Genomic DNA, 21,180 nt, shown 5'->3' with positions numbered 1-21,180 from the left:
GCTACACGTCGGTCGTTGACTTGTACTTTCGGGAACCAGGAACTCTGCCGTCGACGTCGGTGAACCCGTAATCGTCGGCCAACTCGCCGACGGGCCATGCCCGCCCGGACCGTGCGCCAACCTCAGAATCCTGGGCCAAAGCCACAACCGCCCGACCGACGAATCGCGGCGACTCTGCCTTGTCGAGGTCGAACTCGCCTTCACCGGGAAGTGTTACGACGCGGCGGCCGTCTTGACCGCGCGGCACCATCTGCAGTAGTTCGGTGTTGACGATTCCTGGCCAGAGCGACACGACCGAAACTCCTGTGCCGACGAGGTCGTGTGCCATGTCGGCGGTCATGCGGTCGACCGCGGTTTTGCCGACGCCGTAGACGACATTGTGCATCCGGCGGACTGCGCCTGGTGAGGAGATGTTGACGATCAGGCCGCTACCGCGCTCGATCATCAGGGGCGCCGCCAGCACGGACGCGGCGTAGTGGGACCGCACTCCGATGTCGAAGGTCTCGTCCCACGCTTTGACGGGGACTTTCCAGAACGGTTTCCCGAGCCAGCGCGCCGCCGCCGGACTGTTGTAGACGTTGTTGACCAGCACGTCGAGCCGACCCGACTCGGTACGAATCCGCTCGAAGACGGCAGCCACCGCGTCGTCGTCGCTGTGATCGCAGGGCAGTGGTATGCCGGTTCCGCCCAAGGCATCGATCTCGGCGGCCGTGCCACCGACCGTCCCCGGCAACCGTCCTGCCTCGACGCTGCGTGCCGTGACGTACACGGTCGCACCCGCTGCACCCAGTTCGAGCGCGATGCCCTTTCCGATGCCACGACTGGCGCCGGTGACGAGTGCAATCTTCCCCTTCACAGCGCACTCAAGAATTCGAGGAGATGCTTGCTGACCTCGTCGCTACGTTCCATTTGCACAAGATGCCCTGCACCGGGAATCATCACGACCTCGCGCAGATCCGGAACCTTCGTGCGCATCGCGCCGATCGGATCGGGACCACTGAAACCCTCCATGTCGCAGTCCCGTTCGCCCCAGAGGAAGAATGCCGGCACCTCGACTTTCGTGTCGGTCAAGTGCTCGGTCAACTCCCAGTTGACGTCTAGTGCGCGGTACCAACTGAGTCCGCCGGTGAACCCAGTTCGCTCGAATTCTGTTGCAAGGATGTCGAACTCATCTACTGATAGCCACTTCCAGGGCAGCGGTGGCGCTTTCGGGAGAGCGTCGAGATAGCCGGTGCCTTCCGACGGGTGTTTCCAGACATCGAGATAGTGATAGTCGCCGCTCAGTGCGTAGTACACCCGGGCAAGAAAGTCGCGAGGATCTTCCGCGAGTTCCTTGTCTGCCACGCCCGGCTCTTGGAAGTAGTGCAAATGCAGGAAGTGCTTCTCCGCGATTCGACGCCACATGTCGCTCGGCCGTCGTGGCGCGCGACCGAGATAGGGGTTGTTGCAGACGATCACAGCCTCGACCCGCTCGTGCGCGCGTAGGGCGAGCTCCCACACGAGCACCGCGCCGAAGTCGAGGCCGACGAACACGGCCTTCTCCGCACCGATGTCGTCGAGCAATCCGAGCAGGTCGGCAACGCTTTCGGCGTTCGAATATGCGCTGACGTCGTCGGGGGCGCTGCTGCGTCCGTAACCGCGCAGGTCGGGTGCGATCGCGTGGTACCCGGCCGCCGCTACTGCTTCCAGCTGGCGATGCCACACGAACGACGTGTGCGGGAAGCCGTGGCAGAACACCACGGGCTTTCCGGATCCGAGTTCGGTGACGTGCAGGGTAATGCCGTTCGTCTGGACAAATCGCTCGCTCACGGTGCCTGTTGTTCGCTCGCTCACGGTGCCTCTCTGTCGAGTATGTGGACCATGCCCTCGAGGACCGCGTGGTCGATGCTGCGCCGCAGTTGCGGACACGACATCCCGACCGGGCGACCGCCGTTCGTGTTCGCAAACTCCGGGCACGAACTGGCCGGATCGGTTGTCCATTGAATGCTGGTGTGCTTGACGCTGTTCTTGCGGACGAGCACTTCTGTCCCGCACTGACCACACGAGACGGGGGTCATCCCGTCTTCGAGATAGGTGTGTTTGTCGACCAGGGTCTGGGAGCGGACGGCCTCGGCCCGGGCGGCGTTGCCGCTGAAGTCCGGCGCTTTCGCCCAGCCCGACGCGTCCACGTCTACACCCCGGCCCGGTTGTCGGACTCCGCTTCGGTTTCCTCGTGCTGACGGGCAAGGTTCTCGTCGACTTCGCGCTGCCATGCCTCGATGGCTCGCGTTGTGTCGATCTCGAACTCGAACCGCCCGGTCATCTTCTCCGTGACGTCGGCGGCGTCGACGTAGAACTGGTCGTACCAACGACGCAGCTGATACACCGGACCGTCCTCGTCGCACAGCAGCGGATTGTCGATCTTGGTCTTGTGCTTCCAGATCGCAACGTCCTGTTCGAACCCCATGGTGACACCCTGGGTGAATTTGCGGGCCAGCTTCTCGCTCGTCGCGTCGTCCAAGCCCTTCGGTTTCTCGACGGAGACACCCCACTGCAACATGAACGAGTTGTGCGTAATCGGGTAGTGGCAGTTGATGAGAACGCTCTCGGCCTTGTACCCGCTGTAGTCGTTGTGCAGCCAGTTGATCATGTACGACGGACCGAAGTACGACGCCTCCGAGTCGAGGACCGAGTTTCCGTACTGCGTGCCCATGCTCTTCACGTCCGGGCGGCCGTGGTTCTGCAGGTACTGCGTCGCAACGTGGCCTTCGAAGACGTTCTTGAAGTACTTCGGAAACCCGTAGTGCACGTAGAAGAAGTGCGCCATGTCGACCACGTTGTCGATGATCTCGCGGCAGTTGGAGCCCTCGACGAGGAGCGTGTTCCACGTCCAGTCGGTCCAGTCGTCGGAGAACACCTCGGGCAGTCTCGGGATGATCACGTCGTCGGGCGGGGGATTGCCCTCGACGTCGTGCCACACGAAGAGCTGCTTGTTCTCCTGCAGGGTGATCCACGACCGAGTCCGCGCGAGTGGCGGAACCCGGCGGGCATACGGAATCGCGCTGCACTTGCCGTTGCCGCCCCAGCGCCAGTCGTGAAACGGGCACGCGACCGAGTCGCCCTTGACCGAGCCCTCGCTCAAGTCGCCACCCATGTGCCGGCAGTACGAGTCGAGAACGTGCAGCTTGTTCTGGCTGTCTGCAAAGACGACGAGCTTGGTTCCGAACGCTTCGACACCGTGCGGTTTACCGTCGAGGAAGTCGCGCTCCAAGCCGAGGCAGTGCCACCCGCGGGCGAATCTGCTCGGGGTACTGCCGACGTCAATCTCGCGAACTCGCGTCATGCGACCTCCCTGCTCCGTTTGCGCTACTAGAACACGTTACAAAAAACCCACCGTTTGCGCTAGTCGAATCGGTTGCTCGGTTCCGTAACGCTCGACGTGGCCAGGACTTTTGCAGTGTGCTCGACACAAATGGGAACGTGTTCTAGTCTCTGAAAGGAGAATGAACAGACGCAGACAGACAGGAGTGTCCAGTGGGTGGCCACGACAGTCATGAGGTGACGCAGCGGGTCGAGGCCCTTCTGCCCAGTTTGCGCGAACGCGCACAGGAAGCCGAGGATCTTCGCCGTATTCCGGACGAATCGATCAAGGCTATTCAGGAGACGGGCTTCTTCCGGCTCCTGCAGCCGTCGCAGTGGGGCGGCTACGAAGCCGATCCCACTTTGTTCTACGAGGTGGTCCGCCGGATCGCGAGCGCGTGCGGGTCGACCGGTTGGGTGTCGTCGATCATAGGCGTTCACAACTGGCATCTCGCGCTGTTTCCGCAGGAGGCGCAAGAGGACGTGTGGGGCGCCGACACCGACGTCCGAATCTCGTCGTCCTACGCCCCGATGGGCGCCGGCGAAGTTGTCGACGGTGGCTACAAGGTCAACGGTGCGTGGGCCTGGTCGTCGGGATGTGACCATGCGTCGTGGGCCGTGCTCGGCGGTCCGGTGATCAAGGACGGTCGCCCGGTCGACTTCGTGAGCTTCTTGATTCCCCGCGAGGATTACCGCATCGACGACGTCTGGAACGTGGTCGGGCTGCGCGGCACCGGCAGCAACACGGTCGTCGTGAAGGACGTGTTCGTACCGCGACATCACACCTTGAGCTTCCGTGCGATGAGCACGCTCACCGCTCCCGGACTGGAGCGCAATACCGCTCCTGTCTACAAAATGCCCTGGGGCACAATTCATCCGACGACGATTTCGGCTCCGATCGTCGGCATGGCATACGGTGCGTACGAAGCGCATGTCGAGCATCAGGGCAAGCGGATCCGTGCCGCGTTCGCCGGGGAGAAGGCGAAGGACGATCCGTTCGCCAAGGTCCGTATCGCCGAGGCCGCCAGTGACATCGACGCCGCGTGGCGTCAGCTGTCGGGCAACGTCGCCGACGAATATGCGCTTCTCCTTGCGGGGCAAGAAGTTCCGTTCGAGATGCGGTTGCGGGCACGGCGTGACCAGGTCCGTGCGACGGGTCGCTCCATCTCGTCGATCGACAAGCTCTTCGAGAGCTCGGGAGCAACTGCGCTCGCGAACGGTACTCCGCTGCAGCGGTTCTGGCGTGATGCACATGCCGGTCGCGTGCACGCAGCGAACGATCCCGAGCGCGCATACCAAATGTTCGGCTCAGGAGAATTCGGCCTGCCGATCTCGGACACGATGGTCTGACAGTGACAGCCGTCGACGAACTGACATACGAATCGACCTCTCGCTTCGCGCAGGTCCGTCCCGACTTGAAGTTGCACTACCACGAGGCCGGTGTAGGCAACGGTCCGACGATCGTGCTGTTGCACGGCGGCGGACCCGGCGCGTCGTCGTGGTCGAACTTCGCGCGAAACATTCCCGTTCTCGCGCAACGGTTTCACGTGCTTGCGGTCGATCAGCCCGGTTTCGGCGCGTCCGACAAGCCGACCGATCACCCGCAGTACTTTGTCCACAGCGCGTCTGCGCTGAACGATCTGCTCGACTCGCTGGAGATCTCGGGCCGCGTGCACCTGCTGGGCAACTCGCTCGGCGGGGGAGCAGCGGTTCGTTTTGCGCTCGATTATCCCGACCGCGCAGGCAAGCTCGTGCTCATGGGCCCAGGTGGGTTGAGCGTCAACCTCTTTGCGCCCGACCCGACCGAAGGCGTCAAGAATCTGGCGAAGTTCAACTACGAACCGACGCGCGAGCGGCTAGAAGCATTTCTGCGGATCATGGTGTTCGACCAGTCACTGATCACACCGGAACTGATCGACGAGCGTTTCGAGAATGCGAGTACCCCAGAAGCACTGGGTGCGGCGCGGGCGATGGGAAAGTCGTTCTCGGGTAAGGACTTCGAGAAGGGCATGCTCTGGCGTGACGCCTACAAGCTGCGCCAGCGGGTGCTGTTGATCTGGGGTCGCGAGGACCGTGTGAATCCGCTCGACGGCGCATTGGTTGCGCTGAAGATGATTCCGCGCGCGCAGCTGCACGTCTTCGGCGGCTGCGGACATTGGGCTCAGCTGGAGAAGTTCGACGAATTCAACAGGCTCGCAGCAGAATTTCTACTCGAAGGAGGCAAGTAATGGGACTTCGATCACTCGGCTATATGCGTATCGAGGCAACCGACATGGCTGCCTGGCGCGAGTACGGCCTCAAGATTCTCGGCATGGTCGAGGGCAAAGGCTCCGACCCGAATTCGCTCTACCTGCGGATGGACGATTTTCCCGCCCGCCTGGTAATTTCGCCCGGCGAGCAGGATCGGCTCACAGTATCCGGCTGGGAGACGGCCAATGCCGCTGAGCTGCAGGATATTCGGGACCGTCTCGACAGCGCAGGCGTCCCGCACAAGGAGGGCACCGCGGAGCAATTGCGCGACCGCCGGGTCGACGAACTGATCACGTTCGAGGACCCGTCCGGAAATGTGCTGGAGGCCTTTCACGGTGCGGCGCTCGAGCATCGGCGCGTGGTGAGTCCGTACGGCCACAAGTTCGTGACCGGTGAGCAGGGCCTCGGCCACGTCGTGTTGTCGACGAAGGACGACGCGGCGGCGCTGACGTTCTATCGAGATGTACTGGGCTTCAAGCTCCGCGACTCGATGCGATTGCCACCGCAGATGGTCGGACGGCCCGCCGACGGCGCACCCGCGTGGTTGCGCTTCTTCGGCTGCAATCCGCGGCACCATTCCCTGGCGTTCCTGCCTATGCCGACCCCCAGCGGGATAGTCCACCTGATGATCGAGGTCGAGAACTCCGACGACGTCGGGCTGGCTCTCGACCGTGCACTACGCAAGAAGGTCAAGATGTCGGCAACGCTGGGCCGGCACGTCAACGACCTCATGCTGTCGTTCTACATGAAGACACCCGGCGGTTTCGACATCGAATTCGGCTGCGAAGGAAGGCAAGTCAAGGACGAGTCGTGGATTGCGCGTGAGAGTACGGCCGTCAGCCTGTGGGGTCACGACTTCAGCGTGGGGATGCGCGGTGACTGAAACTGGGGGAATCGACCCACGCACCTTCAGAGCGGTGCTGGGTCAGTTCTGCACAGGCGTCACCATCATCACGACCATGGACGGGGACGAGCCGATCGGGTTCGCCTGCCAGTCGTTCGCGGCGCTCTCCCTCGACCCGCCGCTGGTGCTGTTCTGCCCGACCAAAGTGTCGCGGTCGTGGGCGGCGATCGAGCGGTCGGGGCGGTTCTGCGTCAATGTGCTCGGCGAGGATCAGCAGAGTACGTGCGCGCGCTTCGGCTCCCGCGAGCCCGACAAGTTCGCGGGGATCGATTGGACGCCATCGCAATTGGGTTCCCCGATTATCGATGGATCCCTCGCGCACATCGACTGCACAGTCTCGACGGTGCACGACGGCGGCGACCACTTCGTCGTGTTCGGGAGCGTGTCGTCACTGTCGGAGATCGTCGGGGAGTCCGGTCGGCCACTGCTGTTCTACCGCGGTCAATACACCGCCATCGAGCCGAAGAAGACCGTTCCCGCACCGTGGCGCGACGACCTCGAGTCGTTCCTCACCACGACGTCATTGGACACCTGGCTGTAGCACTCGGGGCGTCCGCATCCCGCCGAGTGTGCACCTGTCGTCGCATCGGTCGAGTAAACGCGACGACAAGTGCACTTTCGTGACGGTTGCCACGTTAATAGTTAATGCACTAACTATTCGTGCTAACCTCAATCCGTGGTTACGACGACAGACGACCCCCTCCAGCTCGAGCGTCAGGTCTGCTTTGCCCTCGCTGTGGCGAATCGATCGGTGCTCGGCATCTACCGGCCCCTCCTCGAACCTCTCGGCCTCACGCACCCGCAATACTTGGTGATGCTCGCGCTCTGGGGCGAAGCGCCGATGTCGGTGAAGGCGATCGGCGAGGCGGTCCAGCTCGATTCCCCCACGCTGTCTCCGCTGCTCAAGCGCTTGGAATCGGCCGGCTACATCACCCGCCGCCGCAGCGACAGCGACGAGCGAAATCTCCAGATCGACCTGACCGATTCAGGCACCGCCCTCCGCGAGAAGGCTCTCGAAATCCCGCCGGCAGTAGTCGACCGACTCGGCGTCAGTCTCGCGGACCTGGAAGAGCTGCACGCGGTCCTCACCCGCGTCAACAACGCCGCATTAGGAAGGACCCCGAAATGAGCAAGCGCCCGAACCCGATCCAATGGCTCGGCTACGCCTGGGGGAGAAAGTTGCCCGACGAGATGCGCGACTGGGTCCGCAACGACCTGACCGGCCGGTTCGCGATCACCAAACACCTCGTTCGCGGCATGGTGCCGTTCGCGCCGATCTTCGTGGTGTTCATGCTCTTCCCGGGGCCGCTCGCGCTCCGTGGTGCGATGACCCTACTGGCCCTGCTGCTCGCCCTGTTCTATTGCGGTGCGTATCGAAACCAGAACCGGGCGCATCGACTTGCGCTGCATGGACTTCCGGTCGATCTCGAAGACGCGACCACCACCGCTCGGCGAGCGTCCGAGCGCGCCGTCTACGAGGCGCAGCACCCGCGTCAGCAGGCTGCCTGACCGACCGCGGGTACGGTGCAACCATGGACGCCACAGCGGTCGGACGCTATGCCAAGCCACTCGATGCACTGCACGCCGTGTCCTATTTCGCCCCTGAGGTGACGGACAGCCTCGTCGACGCCGGGCTCGAAAAGAGCGGGATGTGCTACTTCGCGTCCCGCTCGGCCGCGATGGGCAGGGTTGCGCCGAGCGTCGTGGCGGCTACGTTCTACAACTTCAACCCGGAGCTGATCAGGGGTTTCATCCCGCGCGCGTGGGACCTTGCCACGCCGGAACGCATCATCGAAGCGAGGTATCGCGGCGTCGATGCCGTGCTCCGACGAGTGCTCGGTGACAAGATCGAATCTCCCGACCTCGCCGAGGCTGCCGACCTCGCCGCTATCGCAGCGCGCGCCGCCCAACCCGAAGGCCGGCCACTTTTTGCCGCGCACGCGGACCTCCCGTGGCCGGACGAGCCCCACCTGCAGCTGTGGCACGCCATGACGCTCCTGCGCGAGCATCGCGGCGACGGCCACATCATCGCTCTGAATGTGGTTGGGCTGTCGGGCATCGAAGCGCTCATGACGCACATTTCGACCGGCAAGGGCTTCACGGCGAAGTTCGGCCGCACGCGTCGCGGTTGGTCGCAGGAGCAGTGGGACGACGCCGCGGCCGGGCTCCGCGATCGCGAGATTCTCGACGAGTCCGGCGATCTCACCGAACTCGGCACCGAGATTCGCGCCGCGGCTGAGGACCTCACCGACGACCTCGGCCTCGCACCCTGGGAAGCATTGGGCGAGTCCGGCTTCGACCGACTGCTCGAGATCGCCGAGCAGCTTCACACTGCCGTCATCGATTCGGGAGTGTTCCCGCGTGATGCGTTCGGTCAGACCTGGGCGGCCGGCACCTGGCCGAGCTGATGTGCGCGGACGAACTGCTCGGGCTGCCCGAAAAGTTGCGAATCGCCGTGTGCCCGTTTGAAATACAGGTGTGCGTCGTGTTCCCAGGTGATCGCGATTCCGCCGTGTAGTTGGATCGAGTCCGCGGCAACCTGCGTGAATGCCTCCGAGCAGTAGACCTTGGCGACGGTAGCGTCCTCGTGTGCGGTCGGCGAACCGTTCGCGAGCGACACCGTCGCCGCATAAGACGCAGAGCGTGCCGTCTCCACGAGCGTGTAGAGGTCGGCCATCCGATGCTTGAGGGCTTGAAAACTTCCGATGGGTCGTCCGAACTGGACGCGAGACTTCGTGTACGCGACTGTCTCGTCGAGGCACCGTGCCGCCGCGCCGACCTGTTCGGCGGCCAAGGCGGTGACGGCAACGTCGCGTATCCGGTCGAGCACCGCCCCCGGATCTGCGGTGCTCAGTCGACGACCTTCGGCCGAGTCGAACGAAACGACACCGAACCGCCGGGTCGGGTCCATCCCGCGCGCGGTTCTGCGGGTCACGCCCGAAGCTGCCGGGTCGACTTCGAAGAACACAATCTCAGCGCCGTCTCGCGCAACAGTGACAAGGACATCCGCATTCTCTGCATCGAGCACGAAATGAGCAGCACCCGAAAGCTTTCCGCCCACAATCTCGACCCCCGGACGCGACCAGCCATCCGGCCCCGCCCAGCACAGGGCAGCGATCGTCGTGCCGTCCGCAATGCCGGGTAGCAGCCGTTCGCAACATTCGTGGTCGCCGATGGCCAGAATGGATTGCGCGCCGAGGATTACCGAGCCGAGCATCGGTGTCGGCGCGAGGGCAGCGCCGAGTTCTGCCATGACGAGGTCGGATTCGATCTGCCCCGCGCCGATACCGCCGAACTCCTCCGGAATCGCCAGCGCGGCGACTCCGACCTGGCGGCACAGCAGGTTCCACAGCTTCTCGTCGTAGCCGAGATCGGAATCGATCGTGGCCCGTACTGCCGCGTGCCCGCAGTGCTTCGCCAGCAAGCCGCGGACGGTAGTGGCGAGTTCCAACTGCTCTTCCGAGAAGATGCTCATGACACACTCCGCAGCGATTCCGCCACGCGTGCCCGGTGCACGGACGCCGTGCCCCACGCAGCCTGAAGTGCGCGGACCTTCGTCAGCCAGAGTGAGAGGTCGTACTCGGCTGTGTAGCCGATGGCGCCGTGCACTTGCAAGGCCTTGCGCGCTGCCAGGTATGCGGCGTCGCTGCAAGCAATTTTCGCCGAGGACACATCTCGGCTGGCATGGGGATCGTTGTTGCCCAATGCAATTGCCGCGCCGTAGAGAAGCGGAGTGGCCATCTCGATGCCGACCAGGGCATCCGCGAGATGATGCTTTACCGCCTGGAACTGCCCGATCGGCCGACCGAACTGCACGCGGTTCTTCGCGTAGTCGGTCGTCATGTCCAGCATGGCGTGCCCGGCGCCGAGGAGTTGGGCAGCGCAGGCGAGGACACCCATGTCGAATGCGGGTGCGCTGTCGACTCCTTCGGCGACGGTGCGGGCTCCGGTTACCGTAAAGACCCGCCGCGCCGCATCGACCGACCGCTCCAACAGGTCGGGTTCGACCTCCTCCAGCTGCTCGCCCTCGACACGGAAGACGACGTCGGCGACGTCGGCATCCAACGCCCGCGGGACGTGGGGCGGTAGCGCAACAGAAGCGACCGCGCGCCCCTCCGCGATCTCAGGAAGCCAGCGCTGGGCCAGCGTGTCGTCTGGAAGCTGTTGCAACAGAGTAGGTATGACGGCAGCTGTCTCGATCAGCGGTCCCGGAGCACCGCTTCGGCCGACCTCGATGAACGCGACCGCGAGATCGACAGCAGTTGCGCCGAGGCCACCGAGTTCCTCGTTGACGGCAAGCCCCGTCACGCCGGCATCGGCGAGTTGGCGAAGCAAAGTTCGCCCCGGTCCGGAGTCGCCGCCGCCCCACGCACGAATCACCTGCGGCGTCTTTGCGCCCTCCAGGAGGTCGCGCAGGCTTGCGGCGAAATCACGTTGTTCGACGCTGAGCGCAAATCTCATCGGTCCGCCTTCGGTAGTCCGAGTAGCCGCTCGGCGATGATGTTTCGTTGAATTTCGTTGGTACCCGCGTAGATCGGTCCCGAGAGCGAGAAGAAGTAGCTGCTCGACCACGCCGTCGCGAGTTCTGCATCCGGACCCATGAGGTCGAGCGCGGTTTCGTGCAGGGCGACGTCGAGTTCAGACCAGAAGATCTTGTTCACCGACGATTCGGCACCGAGTTGGCCGCCTTCGCTGAGCCTCGTCACCGTTCCCAGGGTGTGAAGTCGATATGCCTGCGCGCCGATCCACGCGTCGACGACTCGATCGCGCATCCCGGTGTCGCTGGGATCGGCTGTCTCTCGCCATAATTCGACGAGGCGGTCTGCCGCGGCGTTGAAGCGTCCCGGACTGCGGAGGGACAGGCCGCGCTCATTGCTGGAAGTGCTCATGGCGACGCGCCAACCGTTGTCGACGGCGCCGATCACGTCCGAATCCGGAACGAAGACGTTCTCGAAGAAGAGTTCAGCGAAACCGGGCTCGCCGTCGAGCTGCGGAATCGGCCGTACGGTAACGCCTTCCGCCGTCAACGGGAACATGAAGTATGTGAGGCCGCGATGGCGCTCGGCCGCGGGGTCGCTGCGAAACAGGCCGAATCCCCAGTCCGCGTAGCTCGCTCGTGAGCTCCACGTCTTCTGGCCGTGCAGCAACCACCCGCCGTCGGTTCGAGTCGCGGTCGACCGGATACCGGCGAGGTCGCTGCCGGCTTCGGGTTCGGACCACGCTTGTGCCCAGATGTCGTCGGCGCGTGCCATGCGGGGCAGGAATCGCTCGAGCTGCTCAGGTGTGCCGTGCTCGAAAAGCGTTGGTGCGAGCAGAAAGATGCCATTCTGGCTCACTCTGCCCGGTGCCTGCGCGGCGTAGTACTCCTCCTCGAACAGCACCCATTCGAGCAGTGAAGCGTCTCTGCCGCCGAGTTCGCTCGGCCACGAGACGACCGACAGCCGAGCTTCTGCGAGAGTGTGTTCCCATTCGCGGTGCGCCTCGAACCCCGCCCGGGTGTCCATCGACGGGAGCGGCGTGGCTGGCTTGTGCTCGGCAAGGAACGCGCGAACCTCGCTCCGAAACGCGGCGGTTGACTCGTCTAGATCGAGATTCATTATTTTGCAGTATCTTTCATCGACTTGGCGTTCATGCCGCCGAGGGAATCGGCGCCTGTTTCCGCGTTGTGCGCATGCGCGAGATGGTGCAATCCGAATACCGAATCCATTCCGTTTCGCATGCCCATCTGGTCTTCGCACTGGTTGACGGCGCGTTTGGTCAGGGCGAGCCCGAATTGCGGCATGGCGGAGACTCGCTCCGCGATCGCGAAGGTCTCGGTTTCTAGATCATCCCGTGGCACAACACGATTGACCATGCCCCATTCGTACGCCCGTTGGGCCGAGAATCGATCGCCGGTGAAGAGAATTTCCTTGGCTGCGCGCGGACCCAGCACCCAGGGGTGCGCAAAATATTCGACACCCGGAATACCCATCCGTACAACAGGATCGGAGAAGAAAGCATCGTCGGATGCGACGATCATGTCGCACACCCACGCGAGCATCAGCCCCCCGGCTATACATGCGCCCTGAACCATCGCGATCGTAGGCTTCGGCAATTCCCGCCAGCGGCGGCACATTCCGAGGTAGACCTCCATCTCGCGGGCGTACCGCTGATCGCCGCCGGGGCGGTCGACGTGGTCCCACCACATGACCGCCTTGTTGTCGTAGTGGACGTGATGATCGCGTCCCGGCGTGCCGATGTCGTGGCCAGCGCTGAAATGCTTTCCGTTGCCCGCCAGCACGATTACCGCGACATCGGAATCGTCGACGGCGCGTTGAAATGCAGCGTCCAGCGCGTACGTCATCACCGAGTTCTGCGCATTTCGGTAGTCCGGCCGGTTCAGCGAAACGAGAGCGATCTTTCCCCGCTTCTCGTAGGTGACCACTTCGCCCTCGTCGGGGACAGTCATGATGCTTCCTCTCGCAGTTGACGTTTGAGGACCTTGCCGCCGGCGTTTCGCGGCAGTGCGTCGATGAACTCGACGGCCCGGGGAATCTTGTAGTTGGCGAGCGTTTGTTTGGCGAAGGCGACCACCTGTTCGGAGGTGACAGTGCTCCCAGACTTCCGGACGACGAACGCCTTGCCAACCTCACCTAGCCGCTCATCGGGAACTCCGATGACAGCAGACTCTGCAACGCCGTCGAGTCGAGCGAGTGCCTGTTCGATCTCTGCCGGATAGACGTTGAAGCCGCCGCAGATGTACATATCTTTGAGTCGATCGGTGATGGTGAGATTGCCGCGATCATCGAGTTTCCCGATGTCTCCGGTGTGCAGCCACCCGTCGGAATCGATTGCTCTCGAGGTGTTTTCGGGGTCGTCCAAATAGCCGATCATGACATTGGGTCCGCGCATCAGGACCTCGCCGCTCTCGTCGATCCGCACCTCGAAATCGGCGATCGGGCGCCCGCTGGTGGTTGCGACCGTCACCGCGTCGTCGTCGGCTCTGCACATGGTGCCGAAACCGGAGCCCTCCGACAGCCCATACGCCGTCAGTACGACGTCGATATCCAATTCCTGCTGCATTCGCTCGATGAGAACGACGGGAATGACCGCCGCGCCGGTTACCGCGAAACGCATTGAACTGAGATCGAACTCGCCACGGCGCGGGTGGTCGAGGATCGTTTGATAGATCGTCGGGGGACCGGGCAGCACAGTAATCTGCGCCTCTTGCACGGTTCGCATCGCTTGCTCGACGTCGTAGACGAGCTGTGGGTACAGCGCGGCTCCGGTCTGGAGACACGCGAGAATGCCTGCCTTGTAGCCGAAACTGTGGAAGAACGGGTTGATGACGAGGTAGCGGTCGTTGCCGTCGAGAAGGCCGCATTCGGCCCATGCCTTCGATGCCCCGAGCGACTGCCGGTGTGCGCACATCGCGCCCTTGCTCTTCCCAGTGGTGCCGGATGTGAACAAGATGTCGGCGATGTCGTCAGGCGACACCTGAGCGGCGCGGGCATCCGCGTCGGTCGGCGAGACAGCGCGGGCGAACTGTTCGAGGTCGGTCCAGGCGAGGTCGCTGCTCTGGCCGAGCTCGTCGTCGAGCGGTATCCGGATGACGGTGTCGACGTCCAGCTCGGCAGCGACGCTGCGGAGGTCGGCGAGCCGATCCTTGCCAAGAAAGTTGCCGGCCACGAAGAGGGCTTTGGCATCGGTCCGGTCGATGAGATCGAAGGCTTCGGCGCCGGTGTATCGCGTGTTGATCGGTACGAGAGTCGCGCCGACGTAGTGCGTCGCGAGCGCGGCGATCACCCAGTGGTGGGTGTTGGGCGCCCAGATGGCGATCCGGTCGCCGTGCCGTATACCGCGTGCCAGCAGGGCGCGAGCTGTCACCCGCACTTCGTCGAGCAATTCGGCGTACGTCAGCCGCACTGGACCGTCGACGATCGCTGTCGCGTCGCCGAAGTCGGTCGCAGCGCGGTGCAGAGCCGCCGGGGTTGTTTGCGGCGCGGTTGTTTGCAGCGCGGTGCTGTCGGTCACGGTCTTCCTTCGCCGGTGTTACAAAGCAAGTGCTTGGTAGGTTATCGTACAGGGGTGGATATGAGCCAGGACAGCCCGAGTGCGGACGAAGAATTCGCCAGGGCAATACGCGAGTGGCTCGCCGACAACCTCACCGGCGAGTTCGCGAAACTACGTGGGCTGGGTGGGCCGGGTCGCGAGCACGAGGCGCACGACGACCGGTTGGCCTGGGATAGGCACCTCGCAGCTGCGGGGTGGACGTGTCTCGGTTGGCCAAAGGAATACGGCGGACGCGAAGCGACCTTGAGTCAGCAGGTGCTGTTCCACGAGGAGTACGCGAAGGCGAACGCCCCGGCCCGTGTGTCGCACGTGGGCGAGGAACTGCTCGGAGCAACACTCATTGCCTTCGGTACCGAGGCGCAGAAGCAGAGGTTCCTACCCGGCATCAAGTCTGTGTCGGAGCTGTGGTGCCAAGGCTATTCCGAACCGGGCGCCGGCTCCGATCTCGCGGCGGTATCGACGTCCGCCCGGTTGGACGGCGACCAGTGGACGATCCATGGCCAAAAGGTGTGGACCTCGCTGGCGCACGTCGCCGACTGGTGCTTCGTGGTCGCCCGCACCGAACCGGGATCCGTCCGGCACAAGGGTCTGTCCTACTTGCTCGTACCGATGCGGCAGCCGGGCGTGGACATCCGGCCGATCGTGCAACTCACCGGAACGTCGGAGTTCAACGAAGTCTTCTTCGATGGCGCGCACACCGACGCCGACCTGGTTGTCGGCGATCCCGGCGATGGCTGGCGAATTGCGATGGGCACATTGACTTTCGAGCGTGGTGTGTCGACGCTCGGTCAGCAGATCGGGTTCGCGCGAGAGCTGTCGGAAATCGTCGAGCTCGCGGAAAGAAACGGGGCGGCCGACGATCCCGTGATCAGATCGAAATTGACGCGTGCGTGGATCGGGCTGCGAGTCATGCGTGCACACGCGATGCGGACACTCGCCGACGTGGATGCTGGCACCAGCGGAGGTCCGGCTTCGGTGTCGAAGTTGTTGTGGGCCAACTGGCATCGCGGTCTCGGCGAACTTGCGATGGAGGTGATGGGCGCGTCGTCGCTCATCGCCGACGGCGCTGCCGACAACGGCGGTCTGCAAGAATTGCAACGGTTGTACCTGTTCACCCGCGCCGACACGATCTACGGCGGATCGAACGAGGTGCAGCGCAACATCATTGCCGAGCGGGTGCTCGGACTTCCCAGAGAGGTGAGAGTGTGAGCGGTCCGCTGTCGATTCCGCCCAACGAACCGTCCGGGCACGGCCTGCTTACCGGCCGGGTCGCCGTGGTTACGGCCGCTGCGGGCACCGGCATCGGTTCGGCGACGGCGCGACGCATGCTTGCAGAGGGTGCCGACGTAGTCGTATCCGACTGGCATGAAAGGCGATTGGAGGCGACGCGTGCCGAACTGGTGGAGCGCTTTCCCGATCGACGTGTTGCCGCTGTGCCATGCGATGTGTCGGACTCCGCACAGGTTGCCGGCCTCATCGACGGTGCGGTCGACGCGCTCGGCCGGGTCGACATCGTCGTCAACAACGCTGGACTGGGCGGGGAAACACCCATTGTCGACATGACCGACGAGCAATGGGACCGCGTCATCGACATCACGCTCAACGGCACGTTCCGTTGCACGCGTGCGGCATTGAAGTACTTCCGCGGCGTCGAACATGGCGGCGTGATCGTCAACAATGCGAGCGTTCTCGGGTGGCGCGCGCAGCACAGTCAGGCCCACTACGCGGCGGCCAAAGCGGGCGTGATGGCGCTGACACGTTGTAGCGCAATAGAAGCCGCCGAATACGGTGTCCGCATCAACGCGGTTGCGCCCAGTATCGCGAAGCACGCGTTCTTGGCGAAGGTGACGTCCGAAGAGCTGCTGGACCGGTTGTCGGCAGACGAGGCATTCGGGCGGGCGGCGCAACCGTGGGAGGTCGCGGCGACTATTGCGATGCTCGCCAGTGATTACACAAGTTATCTGACGGGCGAAGTGGTCTCGATCAGCAGTCAAAGGGCATGACAGTGAGCGAAACTCCCAGTAGGCGCGACGAATTGCTCGACCTCGCCGCGCGCCTGTTCGCCGAGCGTGGCATGCGCGCAACTACGGTGCGTGACATCGCGGACGCCGCCGGCATCCTGTCCGGCAGTCTCTATCACCACTTCGATTCGAAGGAGTCGATGGTCGACGAGATCCTGCGCGGATTCCTTGACGATCTGTTCGCGAACTACCGAGAAATCGTCGCATCGGGGCGAAGTGCCCGCGACACGTTGGAGGCACTCGTCGTCGCGTCGTTCGAGGCGATCGACGCGTCGCATTCCGCGGTGGCGATCTACCAGGAGGAAGCGAAGCGACTGCGCAACTCCGAACGATTCGCCTACATCGACGAGCGAAACGTCGAGTTCCGTTTGATGTGGCTCGGTGTACTGGAAACCGGCGCGGGCGACGGCAGCTTCCGCCCGGACATCGACGTCGAACTCGTGTACCGCTTCCTCCGCGACACCGTGTGGGTGGCGGTCCGGTGGTACCGGCCCGGTGGCTCGTTCAACGCACAGACCGTGGCGAAGCAATACCTGGAAATCGTGTTGGACGGGCTGTCCAATCCCGCTGTAGCTAAAACTGATCTGCGACAAACAAGTTCGAAGTAGGAGATGAACTCATGGCCGAAGCATTCATAGTCGACGCGGCACGTACGGCGGTAGGTAAACGGGGCGGCGCCTTGTCGACGGTCCATCCGGCGGACCTCGGCGCGACCATTCTGCGCGGCGTGATCGACCGAAATCAGCTGGACCCCAATGCGGTCGATGACGTCGTGTTCGGCTGCGTCGACAACATCGGACCCCAGGCAGGGAACATTGCCCGAACGGCGTGGTTGGCGGCGGGTCTGCCCGAAGAGATCCCCGGTGTCACCGTCGACCGGCAGTGCGGGTCCAGCCAGCAGGCAATTCACTTCGGTGCGCAAGCGATCATGAGCGGCACCGCCGACCTGATCCTCGCCGGTGGTGTGCAGAACATGAGCCAGATTCCGATCGCGTCCGCGATGGTGGTCGGCAAGCAGTACGGGTTCGAGACGCCGACCAAAGGTTCTGTTGGCTGGCTCGAACGCTATGGAGATCAAGAGGTTTCGCAGTTCCGCGGCGCCGAGATGATCGCAGAGAAGTGGGACATCAGCCGCGAGGACATGGAGCGATGGGCGTTTCGGAGTCACGATCGCGCGCGAAATGCCATAGGGGAAGGTCGCTTCGAGCGGGAAATCGTGTCGGTGGGGGAGTTCCGCACCGATGAGGGTCCACGTGAAACAACGTTGGAGAAGATGGCGGGCCTGAAGGTTCTCGTCGAAGGTGGGCGGTTGACTGCTGCTGTGGCGAGCCAGATTTCGGACGGTGCGAGTACGACTCTGCTGGCGTCCGAGCAGGCCGTCAAGGATCATGGACTGACGCCTCGGGGGCGGATTCATCATCTGAGCGCGCGTGGAGCCGACCCGATCTTCATGCTGAGCGCGCCGATTCCCGCCACCCAGTACGCGCTAGCCAAGACCGGTCTGTCGATCGACGACATGGACGTCATCGAAATCAACGAAGCCTTCGCGCCCGTTGTGTTGGCGTGGCTGAAAGAGACTGGCGCAGATCCGGATCGGGTCAACGTCAACGGCGGTGCCATTGCGCTCGGTCACCCTCTCGGTGCCACGGGCGCGAAGCTGTTCGCCAGCTTGCTCAGCGAACTCGAGCGGGTTGGCGGCAGGTACGGACTGCTCACCATCTGTGAGGGCGGCGGCACCGCCAACGCGACGATCATTGAGCGCCTCTAGAACGGTGGGGGTTCGTCGGGGTCGGGTGGGTCCTCTGCCGGTGTAGGTGGTTGGGGCTGTACGCGTGTGCGGCGCACCTGCACCCCCGCCACCTCGAGCATGAACCGCAGCTGCTCCTCCACGGTGATACCGGTCCGGTTCATTTCCTGCAGCAAGGTCGGGTCGGAGCATACGACCCAGCCACCCACGGCTGCCGGCACCTCGACTGGTTTCGGACAGACCTCACCGATCTCTGTTGTCGGCCAGAGAAACCCGGCCCCGGTCGGTTCGGTCGCAATCAGTTCACCGGTCGGGGTCGTCCACTCCAACCGTCCGTCACCGAGTTGACGGACCCGCCACCCGTTACCCCCGTTCTCACCCGCGGTCTTCAACCGATGATGACGACGACACAAACACGCCCCGTTGCTGCGGATCGTGCGACCACCCGCGCGAGGCCGACGGTGGTTGTACCGCTCGCAATGATCGATATCGCACCGCGCCGCGGCCACCACGCATCCCGGGAACCGGCACGTCCCATCGCGGGCCCGGATCCAGCGAGCCAACCCGGCACTCCACTCGTACCGCAACGCCCCCGGTGACTCCGGGTCGTCCCACACCCCCGAACCCGCACACGAACCGACCGCCGCCACCGCCCGGCCCGCAGCGGTCCGCGGACGCGCTGGTTGCGGAACCGGATCAGCCGGTGCGGCGGGAGTCGCGTCCTCGCACGCCGTGGCTGGTCTCACCGAATCCGCGCGGTCGCCGGCGGTGCGTTCCTGCTCCACCGCCGCGTCGATGGCCGCCATCACCCATTCCCACCGACCGTCCACAGCCAACATCCGCGCCAGATCCGCATCCACCACACCCAACCCCGCGACATACCCCGGCCACTCCCGCAACCCGAGCAACGTCTCCACCGACACCCCCACCTGAATCAACGGCTTCCGCGCCGGACCCGGCTCAACCCCCGCCACCGGACACGACACCCCCTGCCCACACCCACACACCAACCGGCCCGACCCGTCCGCCAACACCACCAACGCATCAGCGCGCCGCTGCGCAAACGACCGCGGATCCTTCCCACACACCTCCTGTGCCAACTCCACCAACCGCGCCGCCACCGTCTGCGCACCCCCGACCGGTAACAACCCGTCCGGAAACGCCATCCCATCCGTGGTGGCCCGCACCCGCACATCCCGATCCTCGACCCGCCGCTCCCGGCGGCCCTTCTCCCCCGACGGATCCGCCGCCGCGATCCAACGTCGCCCGTTGACCCGCAACCGGCCCGGATTCGACGACCGCGCCGCATCCACCAACCGTCCCTCCAACCGGGCGATCAACTCCGCCGACAGGTTCATCGTCAACTCCACCAGCACCCGCACCCGCGCCAGATCGATATCCCCGACCGCGAACGCTGCCCGCGTCAGCGGCAACCCCTGCAACGCCAACCCGACATCGATGAACGAATTCGCCACTCCCTCCGTCACCCGCAACGCCGCCGCCGCTTCCACCCCCGCGGTTTCCCCGGCATCGCGGGCGTTCACCCCGCGGTTGCGGTCCCACACCACGCGACGCCGATACAGCTCGGTGACCGCGTCCACCTCACCGCACTGAGCGATCGCCGCCGACCGGTGCCGATCACGCAGGACATCCAGCAACTCCACATCCCGCACCGCCCCCCACACCCCGCCCTCGCTCATGTGTTCGACTATAGGTGCGGGTACCGACAGAAATGCTTAGCTCCTAGCCCTCCCCGCTGTTCCACCGCCGCTCTTGGTCACGCTGGCGCTGCTCCTCTTGCCGCTGGGCTTCGCGGCGCTGTGATTCGGCGCGTTCGCGTAGGCGCCGCAGGAACGCCTCGTCGTCCTCGGGGTTCTGCGCAACCTGCCGACCTGGCCGGTCGTATTCGCCGAAGCGGGTGTTGGACATGCGCTGACCGCCGACCGGTCGCCCAGCGACGAGCCACAGGATCGATCCGATCGTCGGGATGATCAAGACGACGATCAGCCACGCGATCTTCGGCAGATTCCTGGTCGCGTGTTCGGGACACGTGATGACGTCGACAACGCAATACACCCACAGCGCAAGCGTTATGAGCCCGACAAGAACGTACGGCACGGCTACCCCCAGCTTCCCCAATTCCGCGCGCAGGCGGATTCCGTTTAACGGTTCGCAAAGAACGGAGCCGGCGTTACATCGGGTCATTAAGCATTTGTTAAGGGTCGAATCAGGGCCTCACACGAAGCTTCTCTCAACAGCAAGAACAAAGCCCCAGAGAGGCATCCCCAATGATCACCACCCGCAATCTCGTCCGCTCCGCAGTCGCCGCCGCCATCATCGGCGCCACCGCAGTCACGACCGTCGGCGTCGCGAACGCCGCGCCGCGCGCTCCCTGGGGTGAGGCTCAGGAGATCGTCGACGCCTTCCCGGAGCTGCTCCCGACCTCGCCGTCCAGCCTCGGCTACCACGGCGCATCGTGCTCGGCCGACACCAACCCGTCGCAGGACAGCGGTGCAAATGTTGCGATCAACTGCGTCGACTCGGACGACGTCTACGTCGACGTCTTCGCCTACATCAACCCGCGCGGCATCGAGAATGCTCTTGCCACACTGGATCTCACGGCGCCGACCGAGGCAACGCTCGACGACGGCAGCTACTACACCTACTACGAGCTCGCCAATGCCGATGGCGGCACGGTCGTGTTCATCACCTTCGAGTCGAGCACGCTCGAGGACTATCTGATGGTCGTCTCGAAGGAAGGCGCCACCTTCGACGAGATCGCGGCGACCTGGGGCCAGGACGCACCGATCGGTGGCACCTCGATCGGTATGTGATGCAGCGCCATATGTGACGCGCGCTATATGAGA

At 64.1% G+C, this 21,180-nt stretch carries 23 protein-coding genes; 12 read left to right on the top strand and 11 right to left on the bottom strand.

What is annotated here, in order from left to right; translation table 11 throughout:
- Position 1: 1 nt before the first annotated feature.
- The 4 genes from JGU72_RS14565 to JGU72_RS14550 are packed head-to-tail and all read right to left on the bottom strand — an operon-like array spanning position 2 to position 3,322.
- Complete coding sequence (locus JGU72_RS14565) at positions 2-856, bottom strand: SDR family NAD(P)-dependent oxidoreductase (protein ID WP_307828451.1); 855 nt, start codon at positions 854-856, stop codon at positions 2-4.
- Entirely contained in the window at positions 853-1,833 is a 981-nt protein-coding gene (locus tag JGU72_RS14560) for an alpha/beta fold hydrolase (protein ID WP_307828450.1), read from the bottom strand. Before JGU72_RS14560 ends, JGU72_RS14565 begins: the two co-directional genes overlap by 4 nt.
- Positions 1,830-2,168, bottom strand: coding sequence for a hypothetical protein (locus JGU72_RS14555; RefSeq protein ID WP_199684706.1), 339 nt, complete (start codon positions 2,166-2,168; stop codon positions 1,830-1,832). Before JGU72_RS14555 ends, JGU72_RS14560 begins: the two co-directional genes overlap by 4 nt.
- Positions 2,169-2,170: 2 nt before the next feature.
- Positions 2,171-3,322, bottom strand: a complete 1,152-nt coding sequence (locus JGU72_RS14550; RefSeq protein ID WP_199684705.1) for a Rieske 2Fe-2S domain-containing protein — start codon at positions 3,320-3,322, stop codon at positions 2,171-2,173.
- 191 nt (positions 3,323-3,513) lie between these two features.
- On the opposite strand from JGU72_RS14550, the gene hsaA reads away from it, so the two are divergent.
- The 7 genes from hsaA to JGU72_RS14515 all read left to right on the top strand — a co-directional run bounded on the left by hsaA (position 3,514) and on the right by JGU72_RS14515 (position 8,901).
- The gene (gene hsaA / locus JGU72_RS14545) at positions 3,514-4,689 is read left to right on the top strand and encodes a 3-hydroxy-9,10-secoandrosta-1,3,5(10)-triene-9,17-dione monooxygenase oxygenase subunit (protein WP_199684704.1); all 1,176 of its coding nucleotides are present in this window, start codon (positions 3,514-3,516) and stop codon (positions 4,687-4,689) included.
- A gap of 2 nt (positions 4,690-4,691) precedes the next feature.
- Positions 4,692-5,567, top strand: coding sequence for a 4,5:9,10-diseco-3-hydroxy-5,9,17-trioxoandrosta-1(10),2-diene-4-oate hydrolase (hsaD, locus tag JGU72_RS14540; protein ID WP_199684703.1), 876 nt, complete (start codon positions 4,692-4,694; stop codon positions 5,565-5,567).
- Positions 5,567-6,472, top strand: coding sequence for an iron-dependent extradiol dioxygenase HsaC (gene hsaC / locus JGU72_RS14535; RefSeq protein ID WP_199684702.1), 906 nt, complete (start codon positions 5,567-5,569; stop codon positions 6,470-6,472). Before hsaD ends, hsaC begins: the two co-directional genes overlap by 1 nt.
- Positions 6,465-7,034, top strand: a complete 570-nt coding sequence (gene hsaB / locus JGU72_RS14530; RefSeq protein WP_199684701.1) for a 3-hydroxy-9,10-secoandrosta-1,3,5(10)-triene-9,17-dione monooxygenase reductase subunit — start codon at positions 6,465-6,467, stop codon at positions 7,032-7,034. The genes hsaC and hsaB overlap by 8 nt, the downstream gene beginning before the upstream one ends.
- 135 nt (positions 7,035-7,169) lie before the next feature.
- Positions 7,170-7,622 carry a MarR family winged helix-turn-helix transcriptional regulator gene (locus tag JGU72_RS14525; RefSeq protein ID WP_199684700.1) on the top strand — a complete coding sequence of 151 codons (453 nt, stop codon included), beginning with the start codon at positions 7,170-7,172 and terminating at the stop codon, positions 7,620-7,622.
- A complete protein-coding gene (locus JGU72_RS14520; protein ID WP_199684699.1) occupies positions 7,619-8,002 on the top strand; it encodes a DUF5313 family protein in 384 nt (127 codons plus the stop codon). Before JGU72_RS14525 ends, JGU72_RS14520 begins: the two co-directional genes overlap by 4 nt.
- A 23-nt stretch (positions 8,003-8,025) precedes the next feature.
- The gene (locus JGU72_RS14515; RefSeq protein ID WP_199684698.1) at positions 8,026-8,901 is read left to right on the top strand and encodes an SCO6745 family protein; all 876 of its coding nucleotides are present in this window, start codon (positions 8,026-8,028) and stop codon (positions 8,899-8,901) included.
- Here the strand turns inward: JGU72_RS14515 and JGU72_RS14510 are convergent.
- From JGU72_RS14510 to JGU72_RS14490, 5 genes are read right to left on the bottom strand one after another with little or no spacing between them, the layout of a single operon-like run.
- Positions 8,868-9,968, bottom strand: coding sequence for an acyl-CoA dehydrogenase family protein (locus JGU72_RS14510; protein WP_199684697.1), 1,101 nt, complete (start codon positions 9,966-9,968; stop codon positions 8,868-8,870). The genes JGU72_RS14515 and JGU72_RS14510 overlap by 34 nt on opposite strands.
- Positions 9,965-10,954: an acyl-CoA dehydrogenase family protein gene (locus JGU72_RS14505; protein ID WP_199684696.1), complete on the bottom strand. Its 990-nt coding sequence runs from the start codon at positions 10,952-10,954 to the stop codon at positions 9,965-9,967. The genes JGU72_RS14510 and JGU72_RS14505 overlap by 4 nt, the downstream gene beginning before the upstream one ends.
- A complete protein-coding gene (locus JGU72_RS14500) occupies positions 10,951-12,090 on the bottom strand; it encodes an acyl-CoA dehydrogenase family protein (protein WP_199684695.1) in 1,140 nt (379 codons plus the stop codon). The genes JGU72_RS14505 and JGU72_RS14500 overlap by 4 nt, the downstream gene beginning before the upstream one ends.
- Positions 12,090-12,941, bottom strand: coding sequence for an enoyl-CoA hydratase (locus JGU72_RS14495; RefSeq protein WP_199684694.1), 852 nt, complete (start codon positions 12,939-12,941; stop codon positions 12,090-12,092). Before JGU72_RS14495 ends, JGU72_RS14500 begins: the two co-directional genes overlap by 1 nt.
- A complete protein-coding gene (locus JGU72_RS14490) occupies positions 12,938-14,506 on the bottom strand; it encodes a FadD3 family acyl-CoA ligase (protein WP_307828449.1) in 1,569 nt (522 codons plus the stop codon). Before JGU72_RS14490 ends, JGU72_RS14495 begins: the two co-directional genes overlap by 4 nt.
- Positions 14,507-14,566: 60 nt before the next feature.
- Between JGU72_RS14490 and JGU72_RS14485 the strand changes: the two genes are divergently transcribed.
- Genes JGU72_RS14485 through JGU72_RS14470 form a run of 4 tightly spaced genes read left to right on the top strand, consistent with a single transcriptional unit; the run spans position 14,567 to position 18,334 of the window.
- Entirely contained in the window at positions 14,567-15,754 is a 1,188-nt protein-coding gene (locus JGU72_RS14485; protein WP_199684693.1) for an acyl-CoA dehydrogenase family protein, read from the top strand.
- Positions 15,751-16,548: an SDR family oxidoreductase gene (locus tag JGU72_RS14480; RefSeq protein ID WP_199684692.1), complete on the top strand. Its 798-nt coding sequence runs from the start codon at positions 15,751-15,753 to the stop codon at positions 16,546-16,548. The genes JGU72_RS14485 and JGU72_RS14480 overlap by 4 nt, the downstream gene beginning before the upstream one ends.
- 2 nt (positions 16,549-16,550) lie before the next feature.
- Positions 16,551-17,174 carry a TetR/AcrR family transcriptional regulator gene (locus JGU72_RS14475; RefSeq protein WP_374101116.1) on the top strand — a complete coding sequence of 208 codons (624 nt, stop codon included), beginning with the start codon at positions 16,551-16,553 and terminating at the stop codon, positions 17,172-17,174.
- An 11-nt stretch (positions 17,175-17,185) separates the two neighbouring features.
- Positions 17,186-18,334: an acetyl-CoA C-acetyltransferase gene (locus JGU72_RS14470; RefSeq protein ID WP_199684690.1), complete on the top strand. Its 1,149-nt coding sequence runs from the start codon at positions 17,186-17,188 to the stop codon at positions 18,332-18,334.
- On the opposite strand, the gene JGU72_RS14465 is transcribed toward JGU72_RS14470, so the two are convergent.
- A complete protein-coding gene (locus JGU72_RS14465; protein ID WP_199684689.1) occupies positions 18,331-20,013 on the bottom strand; it encodes an HNH endonuclease signature motif containing protein in 1,683 nt (560 codons plus the stop codon). The two genes, JGU72_RS14470 and JGU72_RS14465, sit on opposite strands and share 4 nt — an antisense overlap.
- A gap of 43 nt (positions 20,014-20,056) precedes the next feature.
- On the bottom strand, positions 20,057-20,431 hold the full coding sequence (locus JGU72_RS14460; protein WP_199684688.1) for a PLD nuclease N-terminal domain-containing protein: 375 nt from the start codon (positions 20,429-20,431) through the stop codon (positions 20,057-20,059).
- A gap of 170 nt (positions 20,432-20,601) precedes the next feature.
- On the opposite strand from JGU72_RS14460, the gene JGU72_RS14455 reads away from it, so the two are divergent.
- The gene (locus JGU72_RS14455) at positions 20,602-21,147 is read left to right on the top strand and encodes a hypothetical protein (protein ID WP_199684687.1); all 546 of its coding nucleotides are present in this window, start codon (positions 20,602-20,604) and stop codon (positions 21,145-21,147) included.
- The last annotated feature ends 33 nt before the right edge of the window (positions 21,148-21,180 follow it).

It is taken from the genome of Antrihabitans auranticaus (assembly GCF_016481275.1).
Taxonomy (GTDB): domain Bacteria; phylum Actinomycetota; class Actinomycetes; order Mycobacteriales; family Mycobacteriaceae; genus Antrihabitans.
The sequence above is the reverse complement of the archived record's forward strand: the minus strand, read 5'-3'. Positions and strand labels throughout refer to the sequence as shown.

What these genes read in the sequence shown, in the direction of transcription:
- JGU72_RS14470 (WP_199684690.1), top strand. Translation starts at nt 17,186, where the DNA reads ATGGCCGAAGCATTCATAGTCGACGCGGCACGTACGGCGGTAGGTAAA.
- JGU72_RS14510 (WP_199684697.1), bottom strand. Translation starts at nt 9,968, where the DNA reads ATGAGCATCTTCTCGGAAGAGCAGTTGGAACTCGCCACTACCGTCCGC.
- JGU72_RS14515 (WP_199684698.1), top strand. Translation starts at nt 8,026, where the DNA reads ATGGACGCCACAGCGGTCGGACGCTATGCCAAGCCACTCGATGCACTG.
- JGU72_RS14465 (WP_199684689.1), bottom strand. Translation starts at nt 20,013, where the DNA reads ATGAGCGAGGGCGGGGTGTGGGGGGCGGTGCGGGATGTGGAGTTGCTG.
- hsaC (WP_199684702.1), top strand. Translation starts at nt 5,567, where the DNA reads ATGGGACTTCGATCACTCGGCTATATGCGTATCGAGGCAACCGACATG.
- JGU72_RS14505 (WP_199684696.1), bottom strand. Translation starts at nt 10,954, where the DNA reads ATGAGATTTGCGCTCAGCGTCGAACAACGTGATTTCGCCGCAAGCCTG.
- JGU72_RS14495 (WP_199684694.1), bottom strand. Translation starts at nt 12,941, where the DNA reads ATGACTGTCCCCGACGAGGGCGAAGTGGTCACCTACGAGAAGCGGGGA.
- JGU72_RS14550 (WP_199684705.1), bottom strand. Translation starts at nt 3,322, where the DNA reads ATGACGCGAGTTCGCGAGATTGACGTCGGCAGTACCCCGAGCAGATTC.
- JGU72_RS14485 (WP_199684693.1), top strand. Translation starts at nt 14,567, where the DNA reads ATGAGCCAGGACAGCCCGAGTGCGGACGAAGAATTCGCCAGGGCAATA.
- JGU72_RS14455 (WP_199684687.1), top strand. Translation starts at nt 20,602, where the DNA reads ATGATCACCACCCGCAATCTCGTCCGCTCCGCAGTCGCCGCCGCCATC.
- JGU72_RS14500 (WP_199684695.1), bottom strand. Translation starts at nt 12,090, where the DNA reads ATGAATCTCGATCTAGACGAGTCAACCGCCGCGTTTCGGAGCGAGGTT.
- JGU72_RS14520 (WP_199684699.1), top strand. Translation starts at nt 7,619, where the DNA reads ATGAGCAAGCGCCCGAACCCGATCCAATGGCTCGGCTACGCCTGGGGG.